An 18,624-nucleotide genomic window follows, 5' to 3' on the forward strand; every position below is an offset into this window, starting at 1 on the left:
TACAACCCCCCTGTCGTAAGCCCCGGATCGTGTTGTCTACTGTGCGGCATGCTCCAGAATGTCTCGATCCTCCAGCAGGCAGGCGTGGCCGTCCTGGCCGTGGCGACCGCAGTCTGGGCCGTGGGCCTGGTGCGGGTGCTGCGTCGCGACCGAGTCGACGTGGACGTCTGGCGTCAGTCCCAGGCGCTGCGTGCGCTGCCCGCGCAGACGGGCCCTCCGCGCGCGGAGACGGTCGAGCTGACGGCCGCCGAGCGGGCCGCCTTCGCCGTCCTCGTGCGGCAGTTCGGCGACGGCAGGTCGTAGACGACGGCCGGTCCTGGGCTACTTCGTACGCTGCTGCGGAATGCTCCGCGCGCGCTGGTCCATCGCCGCGCGGGCCGCTTCCTCGGAGACGTACACCTCGCACCGGTGCTGCTTGTCGGGCGTGACCGTGTGCTCGACCTCCCAGAGGCTGAGCTCGCTGCCGTCGAAGAGCAGGAACGCGTGCTCGTAGAGCGAGAAGCAGAGGCGCGCCTCGCCCGCGAGGCAGGGGCGGCCGAAGGCCTGGGTGATCTGGTGCGCGAACGCCGAGCGCAGTAACCGCCCGATGTCCTCACCGGGCCGCCCCTCGACCAACGAGTTCTCCGCGCGGCGCAGCAGCCTGCGCGCGTGGTCGGCGGAGTCGTCAGGGACGTACGTGTGCCGGGGTTCGTCGGCGACCGGGAGCTGGAGCACGACCGGCTGCTCGCAGGAACCGGCGGGCGTGTCGGGCGGGAGCGGCAGGCGCGCGGTGGCGATACCGGCCTCGTCCTCGTCCGCGTACAGCTCGTACTGGGCGTGGCTGCCGGGGCCCGTGTTGTGCACGAGCTCCCAGAGGGTGAGCGCGCAGGCGTCGGCGAGCAGCCACGTGTGGCGGTAGGTCTCGCGGTGCAGGCCCGCGCTGTGATGCGCGGAGTGCAGCGAACTGTCGTACGCGAGAGCCGATTCCAGGCGTCCTATGGTCTCGTCCGGCAGGTCGAAGGAGTTCAGGGCGCGGCGAAGAAGCCGCTCGAGATGCTCCTGCGGAGAGTGCGGAGACTTCTGCTCGGCCGACTGTGGCTCGCACGCCGTCTCGTACTCATACGGAACGCTCAAGGTTTCTCCCGGCGTTGCTACATGTCACCTTGTGAGTGCATACCGTAGCCCCTGAGTCGGACATCATGCCCGGGAACGGGAAAACGCACGAGCCGCACGGCAAGTTCCCGTGCGGCTCGCGGTGTTGGCGCTGGTGAGAGGGCTGGACCCGGCGGCTGAAAAAATCAGCCGGCGCTGCCCGCCGTCCACTCGCTCCAGGACATGTTCCATCCGTTGAGGCCGTTGTCCGGGGCGACGGTCTCGTCCGGGGAGCCCTTGACGGTCACGACGTCACCGATGAGCGAGTTGTCGTAGAACCACGCGCCCGGCGTGCTGGAGTCGCCCGCGCCCTGTGCGTCCTGCAGGCCGACGCAGCCGTGGCTGGTGTTGGAGCTGCCGAAGATCGAGGGCGAGCCCCAGTAGTTGCCGTGGATGAAGGTGCCGGAGGACGAGAGGCGCATCGCGTGCGGGACGTCCTTGATGTCGTACTCCCCGCCGAAGCCGACCGTGTCGCCGTTCATCCGGGTCTGGGTGAACTTCTCGGCGATCACCATCTTGCCGTTGTACGTCGGGTTCGAGGGGCTGCCCGCGGAGATCGGGATGGTCTTGATGACCTTGCCGTCCCGCTCGACCGTCATCGTCTTGGCGTTCACGTCGACCGTGGAGACCTGTGCGCGGCCGATGGTGAAGCTGACGGTCTTGTTCTGCACGCCGGTGGCGCCTTCGGCGCCCTTCACGCCCTCCAGGGCGATCTTCATCGTGACCTTGGAACCGGCCTTCCAGTACTCCTCGGGCCTGAAGTCGAGGCGCTGGTTGCCGAACCAGTGGCCCACGATCTTCTGACCGCTGTCGGAGGTGACCGTGATGTGCGACTGGACGGACTGCTTCGCGGTGATCGCCTTGTCGAAGTTGAAGGAGACCGGCATGCCGACGCCGACCTCCTTGCCGCCGTCGGGGGTGTAACTCCCGATGAAGCTGTTGTCCTTCGAGACGGTGGTGAAGATCGAGTTCTCGGTCGCTTCCTTGCCCTTGGAGTCCTTCGCGTCGGCCGAGATCTTGTACTTCATCCCGCGCTCGAGCTGGGCCTTGGGCTTCCAGCTCGTGCCGTCGCCGGAGAGCGTGCCGTCGACCGCGGCCCCGGTGGAGACCAGGGTCATCTTCACCTCGGTCAGCTTGCCGCCCTCGACCTTGACGTCGGTGGCGTTGATGGAGGCGCCGGTCGAGCCGTCCTTCGCCGAGATGGTGATGTCGGCGCCCTGGGACTTGGACTTGCCGTCCTTGCCGTCACCGTCGGCGTCCGCGTCGCCGCCGCAGGCCGTAAGGGAGAGTGCGCCCACGGCGGCAAGCGCGGTGGCCGCCAGAAGGGTGCGCCGCCGGGGCTTGGCTATGTGCGACGTTGTCACGGGGTGCTCCATCTTTATGCGAAGTACGCGTTCTGATCCAGTAGGTGATAAGAGCGGCCTGCGAGCGGAAAGGTTCCGTCCGCTTGGTGTGAGGGTGGGCACAGCGGCATGGCCCGTCGGCGGCCCAACGGGCTGTGGTCTGTGGGTATTTGTAGCCGTACTTCCTGGGAATTGCCTTAGATGGCGCTTTGGGGCGCCTGAGAGCTCTGGCGGGGCTGCTCGCCGTGAAGGTCGTAGAGGTCGCGGTACGAGGGGAAGTTGCCGCCCGGCGTCTCCACCGATTCCGCGGTCAGGAGCGCCCGGACGATCGCCGCCGTCACCATGTCCGCGCCCGCCGCGAGGATCTCGTTCAGGGCGAGCGGGTTCTGCGGGGCTCCCGGCAGGGGGCGCTCGCCGGTCGCCAGGGCGAAGACGGTGTCCCCGTCGTTGAGGAGATGAACGGGGCGCACGGCCCGCGCCATACCGTCGTGCGACGTTCCGGCGAGCTTCTGCGCCTGCGCTTTGGTGAGTTCGGCGTCCGTGGCGACGACGGCGAGGGTGGTGTTCAGCGTAGGAGGACCACTCTCGGAGGCGGAGCTCGATCCCGATGCGGCGGACGCGGCTGCTTCGGCGAGGCGTCGCGTTGCCTCGTCGTGGGCCTCCGGAGCGGGATAGTCCACCCGCCGCCCCTCGAAGTACCGCCCGTACAACGCGCCCGTCTCCGGATCGACCCCCGAACCCGCCGCGTTCGCCACGACAAGCGCGGCGACCGTGACCCCCGATTCCAGCTTGACGCTCGCGCTGCCGATGCCGCCCTTGACCTTGCCGACCACCGCACCGGTGCCCGCGCCCACGTTCCCCTCCTCGACCGGGGTGAACGGCTCGGTGCCCGCGGCGGCCTCCACGGCGGCGCGGCCGGTCGTGGCGTCGGGGCGCGCCGTGAAGTCACCGCCGCGGCCGAGGTCGAAGACGCAGGCGGCCGGGACCACGGGGACGACGTGGGAGGGATCGGGGCCGACCCGTACCCCGCGCCCCTGCTCCTCCAGCCACGCCGTCACGCCGCTCGCGGAGTCCAGGCCGTACGCGCTGCCGCCGGTCAGCACGACGGCCTCGACGCGCTGCACCAGGTTGCGCGGGTCCAGGGCGTCCGTCTCGCGGGTGCCGGGACCGCCGCCGCGCACATCCACGGCCGCTACTGCGCCGCCCACCGGGGCGAGCACGACGGTGGTTCCGGTGAGATGGCCTTCGTGTGTCGGGGCGGTACGGGTGGCGTGGCCCACGCGGAGGCCGGGGACATCGGTGAGGGAGGAGGGGGAGGAGGGGGAGGAGGGGGAGGCGGTGGAGGCGAGGGAGCGGGAGGAATCCATGCCGACTTGCGTATCACGCGCCGGAGTTGGCGCGAGGCAGCGAGAGCTACGTGGCTGCCTCCCTGCGGGCCATGCGGCTGGTGAGCGTCGTGCCGGTCGCGACGGTGGCCGTCGCCACGAGCCCCGCGACCAGGACGGCCCAGCTGCCCGCGAACGTACTCGCGAGGGTCACCACCGCGCTGACGGGCAGAACGAGCTGCTGGGCGAGGCCCACCTTGTAGTAACGGGAGTGCAGCAGCCAGACGGTGAGGAGATACAGCGCCATCGGAACGGTCACGGCTGCGGACGCGGCGAGCGTCGAGATGTGCGCCTTGCCGACGGCCTCCTCGACCGCGACCTCGATCCCGGCCCCGATCGCGGCGGCAGCGCCGAGGATGAAGTAGTGCCCGTAACCCCAGAGGAAGGATTTCCGGTTGGTGGTGCTCAGGTGGCCGTGGATGGGCACGACGAAGTAGATCCACCATGCGGCGAAGACCATCAGGAGGCCGCCCGCCGCGATGGGCAGGACCTCGCCGAGCGCGTCGTGCTCCTCGGCGCCTGACTTCACGGCGACGGTCGCCGCGGCGATCGTCTCGCCGAGCACGATGATCGTGAACAGGCCGTACCGCTCGGAGATGTGGTGCGGATGCCAGGCCGTGGTGTAGCCCCGCTCCGCGAACACCGGCACGCACATCTCCACGACCGCCATGGCGAGGAAGAGCCAGAGCCGTCCGCCCTCGGGCAGGAACAGCAGTCCCGACCAGCCGATCTGACAGATCAGCACACCGCACGCGTACCGCAGTGCGGTGGTGCGCTCGACGCCCGTGGCCGACTTGGCCACGCGCAGCCACTGGGAGGAGAGGGCGACCCGCATGATCAGGTAGCCGAGCCAGATGAGGAGGAAGTCGTGCTCCTCGAACCCCTTGGAGACCCCGGCGGCGAACACGAGCACACCGGCGATCTGTACGAGCGTGACGACCCGGTAGAGCACGTCGTCGTTGTCGTACGCCGACGCGAACCACGAAAAGTTGACCCAGGCCCAGAACAGGGCGAAGAACACCATCGCGTAATTGAGCACGCCCTCGCCCGCGTGCCCCTCGGCGACGGCGTGCACGAGCTCGACCCCGGCCTGCGCGACCGCCACGACGAAGCAGAGGTCGAAGAAGAGCTCCAGCGGAGTCGCGGCCCGATGCGCCTCCTCGCTTCCCCGCGGGCGGAGGGCCCGCAGGGCGGCGGGGGGTGCGGGGCGTGGGGACGGCGCGGGAGGTGGGGACGGCGCCGGAGGTGGGGCCGGTGCCGGCTCGGGAGGTGGTGTGGACGTCATGGGACCAGCACAGCAGATAGTTCCCGCCGCTTCGGGCTGCGGCGCCCAGCGGGTCGGCGGTGACACTCGGCCGCGGCGTGGCGGACTGCCGGGGCCCGCTCGCGCGCCGAGGCGGCCCACGAGGTCCGAAGGCCCCCTGGACTTGGTGTCTTTGGGCCGGTCCGCGCATGTCCTACGCCTCTGCCTCTGAAGAGGCGCGCGCGGGAGCGTGGAGTCGTCAGGCCCCGGAGCAAGGTCGGGACCCGTAGCGAACTGGGAACCAACATGACATCGCCTGCCGCCCAAGAAGCGCCGACCGCACCAGCGGGCACGACGTACGATCTGGCGCAGTACCGCCCCGGCAAGACCGTCACCGACTGGGAGCCGGAGAACGAACTCTTCTGGAAGTCCATCGGCAAGAAGGTCGCCACCCGCAACCTGTGGATCGCTGTCCCCGCGCTCCTGGTCGCGTTCGTCGTCTGGCAGGTGTGGTCGGTCACCGCGACCAACCTCTCGGACGTCGGCTTCGGCTTCTCCACCTCGCAGCTGTTCTGGCTGACGGCCGTCCCCGGCATCACCGGCGGCACGGCGCGCGTCTTCTACACCTTCCTCGGCCCGATGATCGGCCAGCGCCGCTTCACCGCGCTCTCCACGATCGTCCTGGTCGTGCCGCTGATCTGGCTCGGCATCGCGGTCCAGGATCCGAACACCTCGTACGGCGTGATGGTCGCCATCGCGGCTCTCTGCGGCGTCGGCGGCGCCAACTTCGCCTCGTCCCTCGCCAACATCGGCTTCTTCTTCCCCAAGCGCGACAAGGGCAACGCCACCGGCATCAACGGCGGCCTCGGCAACCTCGGTGTCTCCGTCGTCCAGCTGGTCACCCCGATCGTCATCACCAGCTCGGTCCTCGCGGTCGGCTCGGCCCAGCACAAGGCCGACGGCACACCCGTGTGGCTGCAGAACGCCGCGTTCCTGTGGGTGCCGGTCCTGGTGATCCTGGCCGTCGTCGCGTGGTTCGGCCAGAACGACCTGAAGGTCGCGTCGACCCCGTTCAGCCAGCAGAAGATCATCTTCAAGCGCAAGCACAACTGGCTGATGACCTGGCTCTACGTCGGCACGTTCGGTTCCTTCATCGGATTCGCGGCAGCGCTGCCGATGCTCATCAAGACCACGTTCACGCCGATCGACGCGGCCTACTCCGCTGCGACGTACGCCTGGATGGGTCCGGCCGTGGGCGCGCTCGCCCGCTGGGCCGGCGGCTGGATCGCCGACAAGATCGGCGGCGCGAAGGTCACCATCATCTCGTTCGCCGGTATGGCGCTCTCGATCATCGGTGTCATCAACTTCCTGCCCTCCGGCGGCGACAACGGCAACTTCTGGGGCTTCTTCGCCTGCTTCCTGTGCGCGTTCTTCTTCTCCGGCATCGGCAACGGCTCTACGTTCCGCCAGATCCCGGTGATCTTCCGCGACCAGCACCTGAAGGGCCTGACGCAGGACACGCCCGCGTACACGAAGGCGCTGAAGCAGTCCGAGATGGAGGCGGGCGCCGTCACCGGCTTCACCTCCGCCATCGCGGCCTACGGCTTCTTCTTCATCCCGGCGATGTTCGCCAACTTCGCCGTCACCAGCGCGATGTGGGGCTTCGTGGCCTTCTACGCCAGCTGTATCGCGGTGTGCTGGTGGTTCTACGCCCGCAAGGGCGCGGAGTCGCCGAGCTGACGCCCCGCCTCTGAGCGGCGTGGGCGGAGTGGGCCGGGTGTGGGAGCACCCGGCCCACTCGTATGTCCTTGCCCGGTACCACGAGAGGTCCGGGAAATTCTTGTGAATGCATTCACAAGCGAACTTGGGTCCAAAGTCCCGAGAGAAAAGGCAGGTCAGGTTGGGTGCGTCCGGTCGCAGAGGCGGAGAGAAGGGACCTTGGGCCCTGAAGTGGGGACCATTGCGCGGCCCCTGATCGATCAAATGGGAGTGCAATGGAGGCATAGCGAAAAGGCGACTCGGAAGGTGCCGGCGATGACTGCCACTCCCGCGGAAACGACAGCGCACGGTCAGGCATGGGACGGCTTCAAGGGCGGTCTGTGGCGGGACGCCATCGACGTCCGCGACTTCGTGCAGCAGAACTACACCCCCTACGAGGGCGACGACTCCTTCCTGACCGGCGCGACCGAACGCACCGCCCAGGTCTGGCAGAAGCTCCTCTCGATGTTCCCCGCGGAGAACGAGCGCGGCATCTACGACGTGGACGTGAAGACCCCGTCCCGCATCGACGCCTTCAAGCCCGGCTACATCGACGACGATCACGACCTGATCGTCGGCCTCCAGACCGACGCCCCGCTCAAGCGCGCCATCATGCCCAACGGCGGCTGGCGGATGGTCGAGAGCGCACTCAACGCCTACGGCTACGAAGCGGACCCCGAGGTCAAGGAGGTCTACACCCACCTCCGCAAGACCCACAACGAAGGTGTCTTCGACGCCTACACGCCCGAGATCCGCGCCTGCCGCTCCTCCGGCATCATCACCGGCCTCCCCGATGCCTACGGCCGGGGCCGCATCATCGGCGACTACCGCCGCGTCGCCCTCTACGGAGTCGACCGCCTCATCGCCGCGAAAGAGGCCGACAAGGCCCTGCTCGGCGAGGAATGGGCCACCGAGGACGTCATCCGCGCCCGCGAGGAGACGTCCGAGCAGATCAAGGCCCTGGGCGAGCTGAAGGCCATGGCGATGTCGTACGGCTACGACATCTCCGCTCCCGCAACCACCGGCCGCGAGGCCGTCCAGTGGCTGTACTTCGCCTACCTGGCCGCAGTGAAGGAGCAGAACGGCGCGGCCATGTCGATCGGCCGCATCGACAACTTCCTCGACGTCTACCTCCAGCGCGACATCGAGTCCGGCCTCATCACCGAGACCGAGGCCCAGGAGTTCATCGACGACTTCGTCATCAAGCTCCGCATCGTCCGCTTCCTGCGCACCCCCGAGTACAACGAGGGCTTCTCCGGGGACCCGACCTGGGTCACCTGGTCGATGGCCGGGATCGGCGAGGACGGCCGCCCGCTGGTCTCCCGCACCACGTTCCGCGCCCTGCAGACCCTCTACAACCTGGGCCCGGCCCCCGAGCCGAACCTCACGGTCTTCTGGTCGCGGGAACTGCCCAGGGGCTTCAAGGACTTCGCCGCCAAGGTCGCCATCGACACCTCGGCCCTCCAGTTCGAGTCCGACGACCTGATGCGCCCCAAGTACGGCGACGACACCGCGATCGCCTGCTGTGTGTCGGCGATGGCCGTCGGCAAGCAGATGCAGTTCTTCGGAGCCCGCGTCAACGTCGCCAAGGCCCTGCTCTACGCGATCAACGGCGGCCGCGACGAGGTGACAGGACGCCGCGTCGTCGAGGGCTTCGAGCCCGTCGACGGCGAATACCTGGACTACGACACCGTCGCCGAGCGCTACGACGCGATGCTCGGCTGGCTCGCCAAGACGTACGTCCACGCGCTGAACGTCATCCACTACATGCACGACAAGTACGCCTACGAGCGCGTCGAGATGGCGCTGCACGACCAGGAGATCCTGCGCACCATGGCGTGCGGCATCGCGGGCCTCTCGGTCGCCGCCGACTCGCTCTCCGCCGTCAAGCACGCCAGGGTCAAGGTCATCCGCGACGAGACGGGCCTCGCCGTCGACTACGAGATCGAGGGCGACTACCCCGCCTACGGCAACAACGACGAGCGGGCCGACGCCATCGCCAAGCGGATCGTCTCGGACTTCATGGGCAAGATCCGGCAGCACCCGACCTACCGGAACGCGGTGCACACCCAGTCCGTCCTGACGATCACCTCGAACGTCGTCTACGGCAAGAAGACCGGCAACACCCCCGACGGCCGCCGCGCGGGCGAGCCGTTCGCCCCCGGCGCCAACCCGATGAACGGCCGTGACGAGCACGGCTACATCGCCTCCGCGCTCTCGGTCGCCAAGCTCGACTACGACGACGCCGAGGACGGCATCTCGCTCACCAACACCATCACGCCGGACGGTCTGGGCCGCACGCCCGGAGAGCGGATCCACAACCTCGCGGGGGTGCTCGACGGCTTCATGGCGAGCGACGGCTTCCACATGAACGTCAACGTGCTCGACAAGGCGACCCTTCAGGACGCCATGGAGCACCCGGAGAACTACCCGCAGCTGACCATCCGGGTCTCCGGCTACGCGGTCAACTTCATCCGCCTGACCCGCGACCAGCAGCTCGACGTCATCAACCGCACCTTCCACAGCTCTCTCTGAGCCACCTGGAGCTCTGCCATGACTGCTCTGCTCGACACGGCGACCCCGGAGATTTCGGCGACCTCGGTGACCTCGGCGACTCCGGCGGCCGCGGTCACCCGGCGCCCCGTCACCGGCTCCATCCACTCCTGGGACCTGTCCACCGGCGTCGACGGCCCCGGCAGCCGCTTCGTCACGTTCCTCTCGGGCTGCCCGCTGACCTGCCTGTACTGCCACAACCCCGACACCTGGCGAATGCGCGACGGCAAGCGGACCACCGCCGACGACGTGATCGCGGAGGCCGCCAAATACACCAGGTTCATCTCGGCGGCGGGCGGTGGAGCCACCGTCAGCGGTGGTGAACCCCTCCTCCAGCCCGTCTTCACCGGCGAACTCCTGCACCGCCTCAAGCACGAACTGGGCCTGCACACCGCCCTCGACACCTCCGGCTTCCTCGGCGTGCGCGCCACCGACGCCCTGCTCCGCGACGTCGATCTCGTGCTCCTCGACATCAAGTCCTGGGACCGCGAGACGTACAAGAAGGTCACCGGACGCCCGCTGCGGCCCACCCTCGACTTCGCCCACCGCCTCGCCGACCTCGGCAAGGACGTCTGGGTGCGGTTCGTCCTCGTCCCCGGCCTGACCGACGACCCGCGCAACATCGAGGGCGTCGCCCGCTTCGCCGCCTCGCTCGGCAACGTCTCGCGCGTCGACGTGCTGCCCTTCCACAAGCTGGGCGAAGCGAAATGGGAGGCTCTCGGCAAGGACTTCACCCTGCGCGACACCCCCTCGCCCACGCCTGGCCAGGTGGCCGCCGCCAAGGAGATCTTCGCAGCTCAGGGCCTCGAAGCGGTCTGAAAGCGGCCGCCGACGCAGGGCCCGGCACCACCCGAACGGCCCAGCGGCCGAGCGGTCCCGATGCGCCCTACCTACGGTGGCTCCATGAGCGCTCCCACCAGCCACAGGCGGACGGGCGACACCTACCGTCCCGGATCCACCATCGAGGACTGGCGCCCCGAGGACGACGAGTTCTGGCGGCCCACCGGCCACAAGGTCGCGGTCCGCAATCTGTGGGTGTCCATCCCGGCGTTGATGCTCGGCTTCGTGGTCTGGCAGGTGTGGTCGGTCACCGCCGTCCGCCTCAACGACGTCGGATTCGGCCTCTCCACCTCGCAGCTGTTCTGGCTGACGGCCATCCCCGGCCTGACCGGCGGCACCTTCCGGATCCTCTACACCTTCATCGGGCCGATCTTCGGCGAGCGGAAGTTCACCGCGTTCTCCACGATCATCCTGATCGCGCCGATGCTCTGGCTCGGTTTCGCGCTCCAAGACACCGGAACGCCCTACTGGGAGCTCGCCCTGATCGCCGCCGTCTGCGGCATCGGCGGTGCCAACTTCTCCTCGTCCATGGCCAACATCGGCTTCTTCTTCCCCAAGAGGGAGAAGGGCAGCGCCAACGGACTCAACGGCGGTCTCGGCAACCTCGGCGTCTCCGTCGTCCAGCTCGTCGCCCCGCTGGTCGTCACTGCTGCCGTGCTCGGCGCCCCGGCCGGCGGCTCCCAGCGCGACACGGTCAAGAACCAGGACGTCTGGCTGCAGAACGGCGCCTTCCTCTGGGTGCCGCTCCTGGTGATCGTGGCGCTGCTCTCCTGGTTCCTGATGAACGACCTCAAGGTCGCCGCCGCCCCGTTCAGCCAGCAGAAGATCATCTTCAAGCGCAAGCACAACTGGCTGATGACCTGGCTCTACGTCGGCACGTTCGGCTCGTTCATCGGGTTCGCCGCGGGACTGCCGCTGCTCATCAAGAACAACTTCGCCGCGTCCGGCTACCAGGCCACCACCTACGCCTGGGTCGGCCCCTTCATCGGCGCCCTCACCCGCTGGGCGGGCGGCTGGCTCTCGGACAAGATCGGCGGGGCCCGGGTCACCATGGTGTCCTTCGTGGGCATGGCCGCCTCGCTGGTCGTCGTGATCAACGCCCTGCCGTCCGGCGGCGACAAGGGCAGCTTCTGGGCCTTCTACATCGGCTTCCTCTGCGCCTTCGCCTTCTCCGGGGTCGGTAACGGCTCGACGTTCCGGCAGATCCCGGTGATCTTCCGGGAGCAGCACCTCAAGCAGGCGGAGGGCAAGGGCCTTGAGGCGCAGCAGGCCGCGCTCAAGCAGGCCGAGATGGAGGCGGGCGCGGTCACCGGCTTCTCCGCGGCGATCGCCGCCTACGGCTTCTTCTTCATCCCGGCGATGTTCGCGAGCATGGCCGTCACCAACTCGCTCTGGCTGTTCATCGGCTTCTACGCGACGTGCCTCGTCGTCTGCTGGTGGTTCTACGCCCGCAAGGGCGCGGAGGCACCGAGCTGAGCGGGAGCACCGGGCTGAGCGGAGGCACCGGGCTGAGCGGAGGCACCGGGCTGACCGGGGGAGGGACCGTGCCCCACGGACGTACTCTGGAGGCATGAGCACCGCCCCCGCACCCGAACCGCACGACCCGAAGGAATCGGAGACCCCGAAGGGTTCCACGGCGCCGAAGAAGCCGAAGAGCGCCCTGGTCTTCGACGACCCTCTGTCGCAGCAGTCCTCGGACGACACGGACCGCGGGTGGGGCGAGCGGCCCGCGGGCGGCGGCGACAGCGCCGCCGACCTGGCACGCTTCCTCGACGAGAAGCCGCCCCACCACCTCTGAGCCCGCGCTACAGCCCGCTCGGCCCCGGACCTGAAACCGGACCCGCACCCGAGTCCGGGCCCGATCCCGTGCCCCGCTGCGCGACCAGGGCGTCGCGGATCTCCTTGAGGACCTCCAGCTCCGAGATCTCGATGACCTCCTGCGTGCCCTCCTTCTCGGCCTTCCGGGCGGCCTGCCTCGCCAGGTACTTGGCCATGGGCAGCACCATCAGGAAGTAGACGACGGCCGCGGTGATGACGAAGCTGAGGGTCGAGCTGAGGACCGTGCCCCACATGATCGGGATGCCGCTCTCGACCGTGCCGTCGGCGTTCGTCACACACGGATCTTTCAGACACGAGCTGTAGCGGTCGAGATCCTTCGTACCGAAGGCACCGACCAGCGGGTTGATGACACCCTTGACGACGGAGTTCACGACGTTCGTGAACGCGGCGCCGATGACCACCGCGACCGCCAGGTCGATGACATTGCCGCGCATCAGGAAGGCTTTGAAGCCCTCCCAGAGACTCGGTCCGTTCTTCTCGCTCACCAGAGAGCCTTCCCTCGCACCTGCAATTGACTGCCCCATTAGGCCTGGTAGGACAGGCCCCAGTCCAATCTGCAGACACGATCAGGTGATTTGATGGAGGTTCAAGGGAGGGTCGCTTGCCCTGCATCTGTCGGCCTCGCGGACCGTCACCCCTGAATTATCCACGCTCAGGCAAGTTGATCTCCACTGGGTGCTCCGGTACGGTCGGCTCCCCTTCGGCTTTCGACCTGCCGTAGGCGGCTTCAAAGCGGGGAGAGTGAAAATTGCCTACCAAGATCGCCAAGGTGATTCCGTTGGCGGCAGTGCTGGTGTTGGTTGTGGCTGCACCGGCTGCGGCAGACTCAAACGGGAAATTCAGCGTCAAGAAGGCCGGTTACTCGAAAGCCTCCGGTAGGTATTCAATCAATGAGCGCTTTGGTGACACTCGAGTTTGGTTCAAGGGCTCGATTACGAAGACTAGGTCGGGCGGTTGCGACTACCTGCAGGTCAACCAGAATGGTCACTGGTCGAAGATCAAGGGGAAGTGTGGATCCAAGGGGACTAGGAAGATGTACAAGTACGTCACCATGGGTGTCCTTGATAGCTCTCTCGACATTCGCATGTGCCACAAGTTTGATGACTATGTGCGATGTGGGAAGAAGCAGCACATCAAGTGGTAGGTCCGTGCGATTTAAAATTATCGTTGGCATGGCAGAGTCTCCGATTCGCCATTCCGCGCTCAGTGCTGTGATCTGAGCACGGAATGGCGAAGTGGCTCAGTAAAGCGTCACCGCAAGTCGTGCGGAGGCACTAGCTCCCGTGAGCCGTGCCGCCGTCGCCCGGGGCACGGAGAGCACCACCAACGCCCCGGCCTCGGCAGTGCTTTCGGCCGCGCCCTCCCGGGGCTCGGGTACCTCGGTCACTCTGGCCCCGGCAGCCACCACCCGTGACGCGGAGCTGTCGGAGGCGACGACATCGACCCGGTCGCCCCGGTGCAGCAGACGCACCGTCTCCGCGTCAGCGATCCGCACCGGCGCCGTCACCAGGGCCGCGGCTCGACGTTCCCGCTCTGACTCCCGCGTGGGCGCGGCAGCGGCGGCGGCCGGATGCTCCCGCGGCCGCACCCGCTCGGCATCCCGCGGCCCCGCGGCAATGAGCGCCGCCGCCGTCACCGCGAGCCCCACGGCCATCGCCCGCCGTCTGTGCCGCAGCAGCCTTCGCAGCCGGTGCCGCACGTCTCCGCCACCGCGGACGCGCACGGGGTCGAAGTGCGGTACCGGACACAGCGGGGGAGGGGGAGGGGAGGAGATGTCTGAGGAGGAAACATGCGCCACGACGGCCACCGCCTGCGGAGAGTCGAGAGAGCTGAGGATCTTGCCTTCCGCTCTCACGATGCAGGCCCGCGCCGAATCCCGCTGAGCCCCGTGTACTACTCCCCGGTTGTGGACAACTCCCTCACCCGAAGGGGGAGTTCCGGAGCTCCGGCCTCACATGCGTTCCGGAAACCTCACGGCAGCCGAATTCCCGGCTCCATCCCACCCAGTGCCCCCGCACACGCACAGTCCCGCCCGTCCTGCGCAGGCAGCCCCGCCACCGCGTCGAACAGCACTGTCCGCAGCCGGTCCACGTTCGCCGCGAACACCTGGAGCACCTCTTCGTGTGAGACGCCCTCGCCGCTCTCCGCACCCGCGTCCAGGTCCGTGACCAGCGTCAACGACGTGTAGCAGAGCTCCAGTTCACGGGCGAGAACGGCCTCGGGGTGTCCGGTCATGCCCACCACCGACCAGCCCTGCGCCGCGTGCCAGAGGGATTCGGCCCGCGTCGAGAACCGGGGTCCCTCGATCACGACCAGCGTCCCGCCGTCCACCGGCTCCCACTCCCGCCCGCGTGCCGCCTTCAGCGCGGCGCCGCGGCCCACGGGGCAGTACGGGTCGGCCAGCGACACGTGCACGACGTTCGGCACGCTCCCGTCCGGCAGCGGCACCCCGTCGAAGTACGTCTGCGTACGCGTCTTGGTGCGGTCCACGAGCTGATCGGGCACCAGCAGCGTTCCCGGCCCGAACTCGGGCCGCAGCCCGCCCACCGCACACGGGCCGAGCACCTGCCGTACGCCCACGGAGCGCAACGCCCAGAGGTTGGCGCGGTAGTTGATGCGATGCGGCGGCAGATGGTGTCCGCGGCCGTGCCGGGGCAGGAACGCGACCCGCCGCCCGGCGATGTCACCGATGAAGAGGGAGTCGCTCGGCGCTCCGTAGGGGGTGTCGACCTGGAGCTCGGTCACGTTGTCGAGGAAGGAGTAGAAGCCGGATCCGCCGATGACACCGATCTCGGCCCGCATCGCGTTCGCCGTACTCGCATTCGCCGTATTCACCATGTCCAGCACAGTAGCCGGGCCCGAAAACGACGAAATCCCACCAACGCCGAAGTCCCCGCCGTCGAAGGACGGCGGGGACCTGGAGGAAACTGCAAGAAAGACGTGCGCGGGGCGCTCTGCCCGGAAGCTAGGCGGCCGACGAGCTCGAGGAGCTGGACGAACCGGCCGACGAACCCGACGAGGAGCCGGAGGACTTCGAGTCCGACTTCGAGGAGGACGACGAGGCGTTCGCCGAGGACTTGGAGTCCGAGCTCGAGGAGTCCGAAGACTTGGAGTCCGACGACTTCGACGCGGACGCCGGGGACGGCGTGCTGCTCGACGACGAGCCGCGGCTGTCGTTGCGGTAGAAGCCGGAGCCCTTGAAGACGATGCCGACGGCAGAGAACACCTTCTTGAGGCGTCCGTCGCAGCTGGGGCACACGGTCAAGGCGTCATCGGTGAACTTCTGCACCGCCTCGAGGCCCTCGCCGCATTCGGTGCACTGGTACTGGTACGTCGGCACTTGCTTCCTCCTGGCACTCTTACTCGTTGAGTGCTAACGACGGTCCATAGTGACCTATTCCGCGAGATCAGTCCACTGTGACCGGCTCGCGGTGACCCACGCCACGTGCCACGGTGCGCCCGGCGGACCGCGGCACGAGCCGCGAGCGCAGGGTCACGAGCACCAGGAGGGCCAGCGCTGTACCGCCAAGCGGCACCAGGAATCCGGCGCCGTCCCAGAAGCGGTCCTCCAGCTGTCCCGCGACCGTGACGGCGGCAGCCTGGCCGAGCGCGACGGCGCCGGTGAGCCAGGTGAACGCCTCGGTCCTGCCGGTCGGGGCCACGAGACGGTCCACCAGCGTGTAGCCGGTGATCAGCGCGGGTGCGATGCAGACGCCGACCAGGAGTCCGATCCCGGCGAGCAGCACCACGGAGTGCGCGGCCCAAAGACCGGAAGCCATCAGGGTCAGGGCCGAGTACCCGACGAGGAGCCGCCGTTGCGGGGCGATCTTCCAGGCGATGGCGCCGCAGATGAGACCGGAGAGCATGTTGCCCGCCGCGAACGTGCCGTACAGGACGCCGTTCAGGCCGGGTTCGCCGATGGACTCGGTGAAGGCGGCAAGCGAGACCTGCATGCCGCCGAAGACGGCGCCGATGCCGAGGAAGGTCGCCATGAGCACCCGCACCCCGGGGATCCGCAGTGCGGAAACGTGCTCCACGCGCGCGTGCTCCTCGCGGGAGGCGGGCTTGGGCTGGGTGCTCTTCTGCGCGGCGAACAGCAGGCCGCCCACCAGGGTGAGTCCGGCCTCCGTGAAGAGTCCGGCCGCCGGGTCGATGGTCGTGCACAGCGCCGTCGCGAAGAGCGGGCCCAGGACGAACGTCAGCTCGTCCGTGACCGACTCGAAGGCGGCGGCGGTGCCCGCAAGCGGGGAGTCCTGGAGCTTGACGCCCCAGCGGGCCCGCACCATGGGGCTGATCTGCGGCTGTGAGGCGCCGGTGGGCACCGCCGCCACGAAGAGCGCCCACAAGGGGGCGTCCGAGAGCGCGAGCACCGTCAGGGAGAGCACCGACACCGTGTGCACGAGCACGCCCGGCACCAGGACGGCGCGCTGGCCGAACCGGTCGGCGAGCTTGCCGCCGAAGGGGGCGAACACGGCCATGGAGACGCCGGTGACGGCCGATACGGCGCCCGCGACGCCGTACGAGCCGGTGGTGTGCTGCACAAGGAGGACGATGGAGATGGTCAGCATCGCGAAGGGCTGTCGCGCCGCGAAGCCGGGCAGGAGAAACGTCCAGGCGCCGCGGGTGCGCAGCAGCTGTCCGTATCCCGGGCGGGAGGTGACCGTGGATGCCACGGCCCGTGCCTTTCTGCTGCCTGGTAGCGCGCCCGTGCGGGGGCGCCGAGAGCTGTCCTCTTGCGCGGAACTGCGGTAGATGCCGGTTGCCCACTGCGAGGACACGCGGCCGCCATACGGTCGGCGCCAGCTCTGCTTCAGACAGAGTTGGTTCGATCAGTCGGTACAGAAGAAGTGTGCGTTCAGCGTACAGGGAATGTGGTCACTGAGACCTGTGAATGCGGAGATTGAGGCGCCCGTCACCTGCGATTGCCCTTCTTCTCGGTCTCCTGACCAGTGGTTCCCAGCCATCCGGCCAGTTTTCCGCCTTGTCCGACCGCTCGCAGCCGTCGCTCCGCCGCGTCGCGCACCGGGTCGGTCGCGACCACCAGGAGCTCGTCCCCGCGCTGCAGCACGGTCGTGGGCTGCGGAACGAACGATTCGCCGTTGCGAACGACGAGCGTGACCGCGGCCCCCGCGGGCATCCGCAGCTCGCCCACCTCGACGCCGTGCATCCGCGACCCCTCCGGGATCGCCACCGAGAGCAGGTGCCCGCGAAGGCGCTCCAGGGGCGCCGACTCGACGCCCAGGTCGGCGGCGCCCGAAGAGTCGCCAAGGCGCAGCTTCTTGGCCAGCCACGGCAGCGTAGGACCCTGGATGAGGGTGTAGACGACGACCAGGACGAAGACGATGTTGAAGATCCGCTGGCTGTCGTCGACGCCGTTCACCATCGGGATCGTGGCCAGGATGATGGGCACGGCTCCGCGAAGCCCTGCCCAGGACATCAGGGCCTTCTCCTGCCAGGGCATGCGGAACGGCAGCAGGCTGGCGATGACCCCCAGGGGTCTGGCCACCATGGTCAGGATCAAGCCGATGATGATCGCGGGCCAGGTGTCGTCGAGCAGGTCGTGCGGCGTGACCAGAAGGCCGAGCAGGACGAACATGCCGATCTGCGCGATCCAGCCGAGCCCTTCGGCGAAGCCGCGAGTGGCGGGCCAGTGCGGCAGTTTCGCGTTGCCGAGGGCCATCGAGGCGAGGTAGACGGCGAGGAATCCACTGCCGTGCGCCATGGCTCCGGCCGCGTAGGCGGCGACCGCGATGGCCATCACGGCGATGGGGTAGAGGCCGGACGCGGGCAAGGCCACGTGCCGCAGGCCGTAGGCGCCGAGCCAGCCCACCGCGATGCCGATCGCGGCACCGATCGCCAGCTCCAGGGCGATCTCGGCGAGGAGGACGTACCAGTGCTCCACGGGTCCCGCCGTGGAGAAGGCCACGACCAGGATCACCACGGGGGCGTCGTTGAACCCGGATTCCGCTTCCAGGATGCCGGTCACGCGCGAGGGGAGCGGCACCTTCCGGAGCACGGAGAAGACCGCGGCCGCGTCCGTGGAGGAGACCACCGCGCCGATGATGAGCGCCTGCCGCCACTCGAGGCCGACCAGGTAATGGGCACCGGCGGCCGTCACGCCGACGCTCACCGCGATGCCGGCGAGCGAGAGGACGGCGGCTGCGGGCAGTGCGGGTTTGATCTCTTTCCACTTCGTGCCGAGGCCGCCCTCGGCCAGGATCACGACGAGCGCCGCATACCCGATGACCTGCGTCATCTCGGCATTGTTGAACGTGACGTTGCCGAGGCCGTCCTGGCCCATGGCGATGCCGATGCCGAGGTAGAGAAGCAGGCTGGGGAGCCCGCTGCGCGACGAGATGCGGACCGCCGCGACCGCGACGAGCAGGACGAGCGAGCAGACGAGCAGAAGCTGGTTGAGGTGGTGGACAGTCAGGGGCCGTTCCTTCCTCCGCGTGAGCCAAGTACTTCGTTACCTTACCTAATTGTTAACGCTTCCTTGACGCCTTCGAACGTCCATACGATAAGTCGCGAT

At 68.3% G+C, this 18,624-nt stretch carries 17 protein-coding genes; 7 read left to right on the top strand and 10 right to left on the bottom strand.

The features are described 5' to 3' along the window. Positions 1–48 precede the first annotated feature (48 nt). Complete coding sequence (locus ACWFRJ_RS21325; RefSeq protein WP_389904848.1) at positions 49–303, top strand: hypothetical protein; 255 nt, start codon at positions 49–51, stop codon at positions 301–303. Between the two features lie 18 nt (positions 304–321). Here ACWFRJ_RS21325 and ACWFRJ_RS21330 read toward each other — a convergent pair whose 3' ends face one another. From ACWFRJ_RS21330 to ACWFRJ_RS21345, 4 genes are all read right to left on the bottom strand, one after another. After that, entirely contained in the window at positions 322–1,113 is a 792-nt protein-coding gene (locus ACWFRJ_RS21330) for a DUF6227 family protein (protein WP_453532937.1), read from the bottom strand. A gap of 164 nt (positions 1,114–1,277) precedes the next feature. Beyond that, positions 1,278–2,507 carry a L,D-transpeptidase gene (locus ACWFRJ_RS21335; protein ID WP_453532940.1) on the bottom strand — a complete coding sequence of 410 codons (1,230 nt, stop codon included), beginning with the start codon at positions 2,505–2,507 and terminating at the stop codon, positions 1,278–1,280. Positions 2,508–2,671: 164 nt separating this feature from the next. After that, positions 2,672–3,841, bottom strand: coding sequence for a P1 family peptidase (locus ACWFRJ_RS21340; RefSeq protein ID WP_453532942.1), 1,170 nt, complete (start codon positions 3,839–3,841; stop codon positions 2,672–2,674). Between the two features lie 46 nt (positions 3,842–3,887). Beyond that, on the bottom strand, positions 3,888–5,144 hold the full coding sequence (locus ACWFRJ_RS21345) for a low temperature requirement protein A (RefSeq protein ID WP_453532944.1): 1,257 nt from the start codon (positions 5,142–5,144) through the stop codon (positions 3,888–3,890). A 264-nt stretch (positions 5,145–5,408) separates the two neighbouring features. Between ACWFRJ_RS21345 and ACWFRJ_RS21350 the strand changes: the two genes are divergently transcribed. From ACWFRJ_RS21350 to ACWFRJ_RS21370, 5 genes are all read left to right on the top strand, one after another. Next, positions 5,409–6,842, top strand: coding sequence for a NarK family nitrate/nitrite MFS transporter (locus ACWFRJ_RS21350; protein WP_453532947.1), 1,434 nt, complete (start codon positions 5,409–5,411; stop codon positions 6,840–6,842). 294 nt (positions 6,843–7,136) lie between these two features. Continuing rightward, positions 7,137–9,395: a formate C-acetyltransferase gene (gene pflB / locus ACWFRJ_RS21355; RefSeq protein WP_453532950.1), complete on the top strand. Its 2,259-nt coding sequence runs from the start codon at positions 7,137–7,139 to the stop codon at positions 9,393–9,395. Positions 9,396–9,413: 18 nt separating this feature from the next. After that, entirely contained in the window at positions 9,414–10,232 is an 819-nt protein-coding gene (pflA, locus tag ACWFRJ_RS21360; RefSeq protein ID WP_453532953.1) for a pyruvate formate-lyase-activating protein, read from the top strand. Between the two features lie 84 nt (positions 10,233–10,316). After that, positions 10,317–11,729: a NarK family nitrate/nitrite MFS transporter gene (locus ACWFRJ_RS21365; RefSeq protein ID WP_453532955.1), complete on the top strand. Its 1,413-nt coding sequence runs from the start codon at positions 10,317–10,319 to the stop codon at positions 11,727–11,729. Between the two features lie 94 nt (positions 11,730–11,823). Next, a complete protein-coding gene (locus ACWFRJ_RS21370) occupies positions 11,824–12,051 on the top strand; it encodes a hypothetical protein (RefSeq protein WP_453532958.1) in 228 nt (75 codons plus the stop codon). 7 nt (positions 12,052–12,058) lie between these two features. Here ACWFRJ_RS21370 and mscL read toward each other — a convergent pair whose 3' ends face one another. Then, positions 12,059–12,616: a large conductance mechanosensitive channel protein MscL gene (gene mscL / locus ACWFRJ_RS21375; protein WP_453532961.1), complete on the bottom strand. Its 558-nt coding sequence runs from the start codon at positions 12,614–12,616 to the stop codon at positions 12,059–12,061. Positions 12,617–12,840: 224 nt separating this feature from the next. Here mscL and ACWFRJ_RS21380 point away from each other — a divergent pair, with 224 nt between their 5' ends. Next, the gene (locus tag ACWFRJ_RS21380; protein WP_453532964.1) at positions 12,841–13,236 is read left to right on the top strand and encodes a hypothetical protein; all 396 of its coding nucleotides are present in this window, start codon (positions 12,841–12,843) and stop codon (positions 13,234–13,236) included. A gap of 96 nt (positions 13,237–13,332) precedes the next feature. On the opposite strand, the gene ACWFRJ_RS21385 is transcribed toward ACWFRJ_RS21380, so the two are convergent. From ACWFRJ_RS21385 to ACWFRJ_RS21405, 5 genes are all read right to left on the bottom strand, one after another. Continuing rightward, complete coding sequence (locus tag ACWFRJ_RS21385) at positions 13,333–13,866, bottom strand: hypothetical protein (protein WP_453533524.1); 534 nt, start codon at positions 13,864–13,866, stop codon at positions 13,333–13,335. 197 nt (positions 13,867–14,063) lie between these two features. Further along, on the bottom strand, positions 14,064–14,930 hold the full coding sequence (locus tag ACWFRJ_RS21390; RefSeq protein ID WP_453532967.1) for an S-methyl-5'-thioadenosine phosphorylase: 867 nt from the start codon (positions 14,928–14,930) through the stop codon (positions 14,064–14,066). Positions 14,931–15,057: 127 nt separating this feature from the next. Then, positions 15,058–15,432, bottom strand: coding sequence for an FmdB family zinc ribbon protein (locus ACWFRJ_RS21395; RefSeq protein ID WP_453532970.1), 375 nt, complete (start codon positions 15,430–15,432; stop codon positions 15,058–15,060). A 67-nt stretch (positions 15,433–15,499) separates the two neighbouring features. After that, positions 15,500–16,765 carry an MFS transporter gene (locus ACWFRJ_RS21400; RefSeq protein ID WP_453532973.1) on the bottom strand — a complete coding sequence of 422 codons (1,266 nt, stop codon included), beginning with the start codon at positions 16,763–16,765 and terminating at the stop codon, positions 15,500–15,502. 239 nt (positions 16,766–17,004) lie between these two features. Beyond that, on the bottom strand, positions 17,005–18,525 hold the full coding sequence (locus tag ACWFRJ_RS21405; RefSeq protein ID WP_453533527.1) for a potassium/proton antiporter: 1,521 nt from the start codon (positions 18,523–18,525) through the stop codon (positions 17,005–17,007). Positions 18,526–18,624: the final 99 nt, after the last annotated feature.

The organism is Streptomyces sp. NPDC055239, from assembly GCF_053606205.1.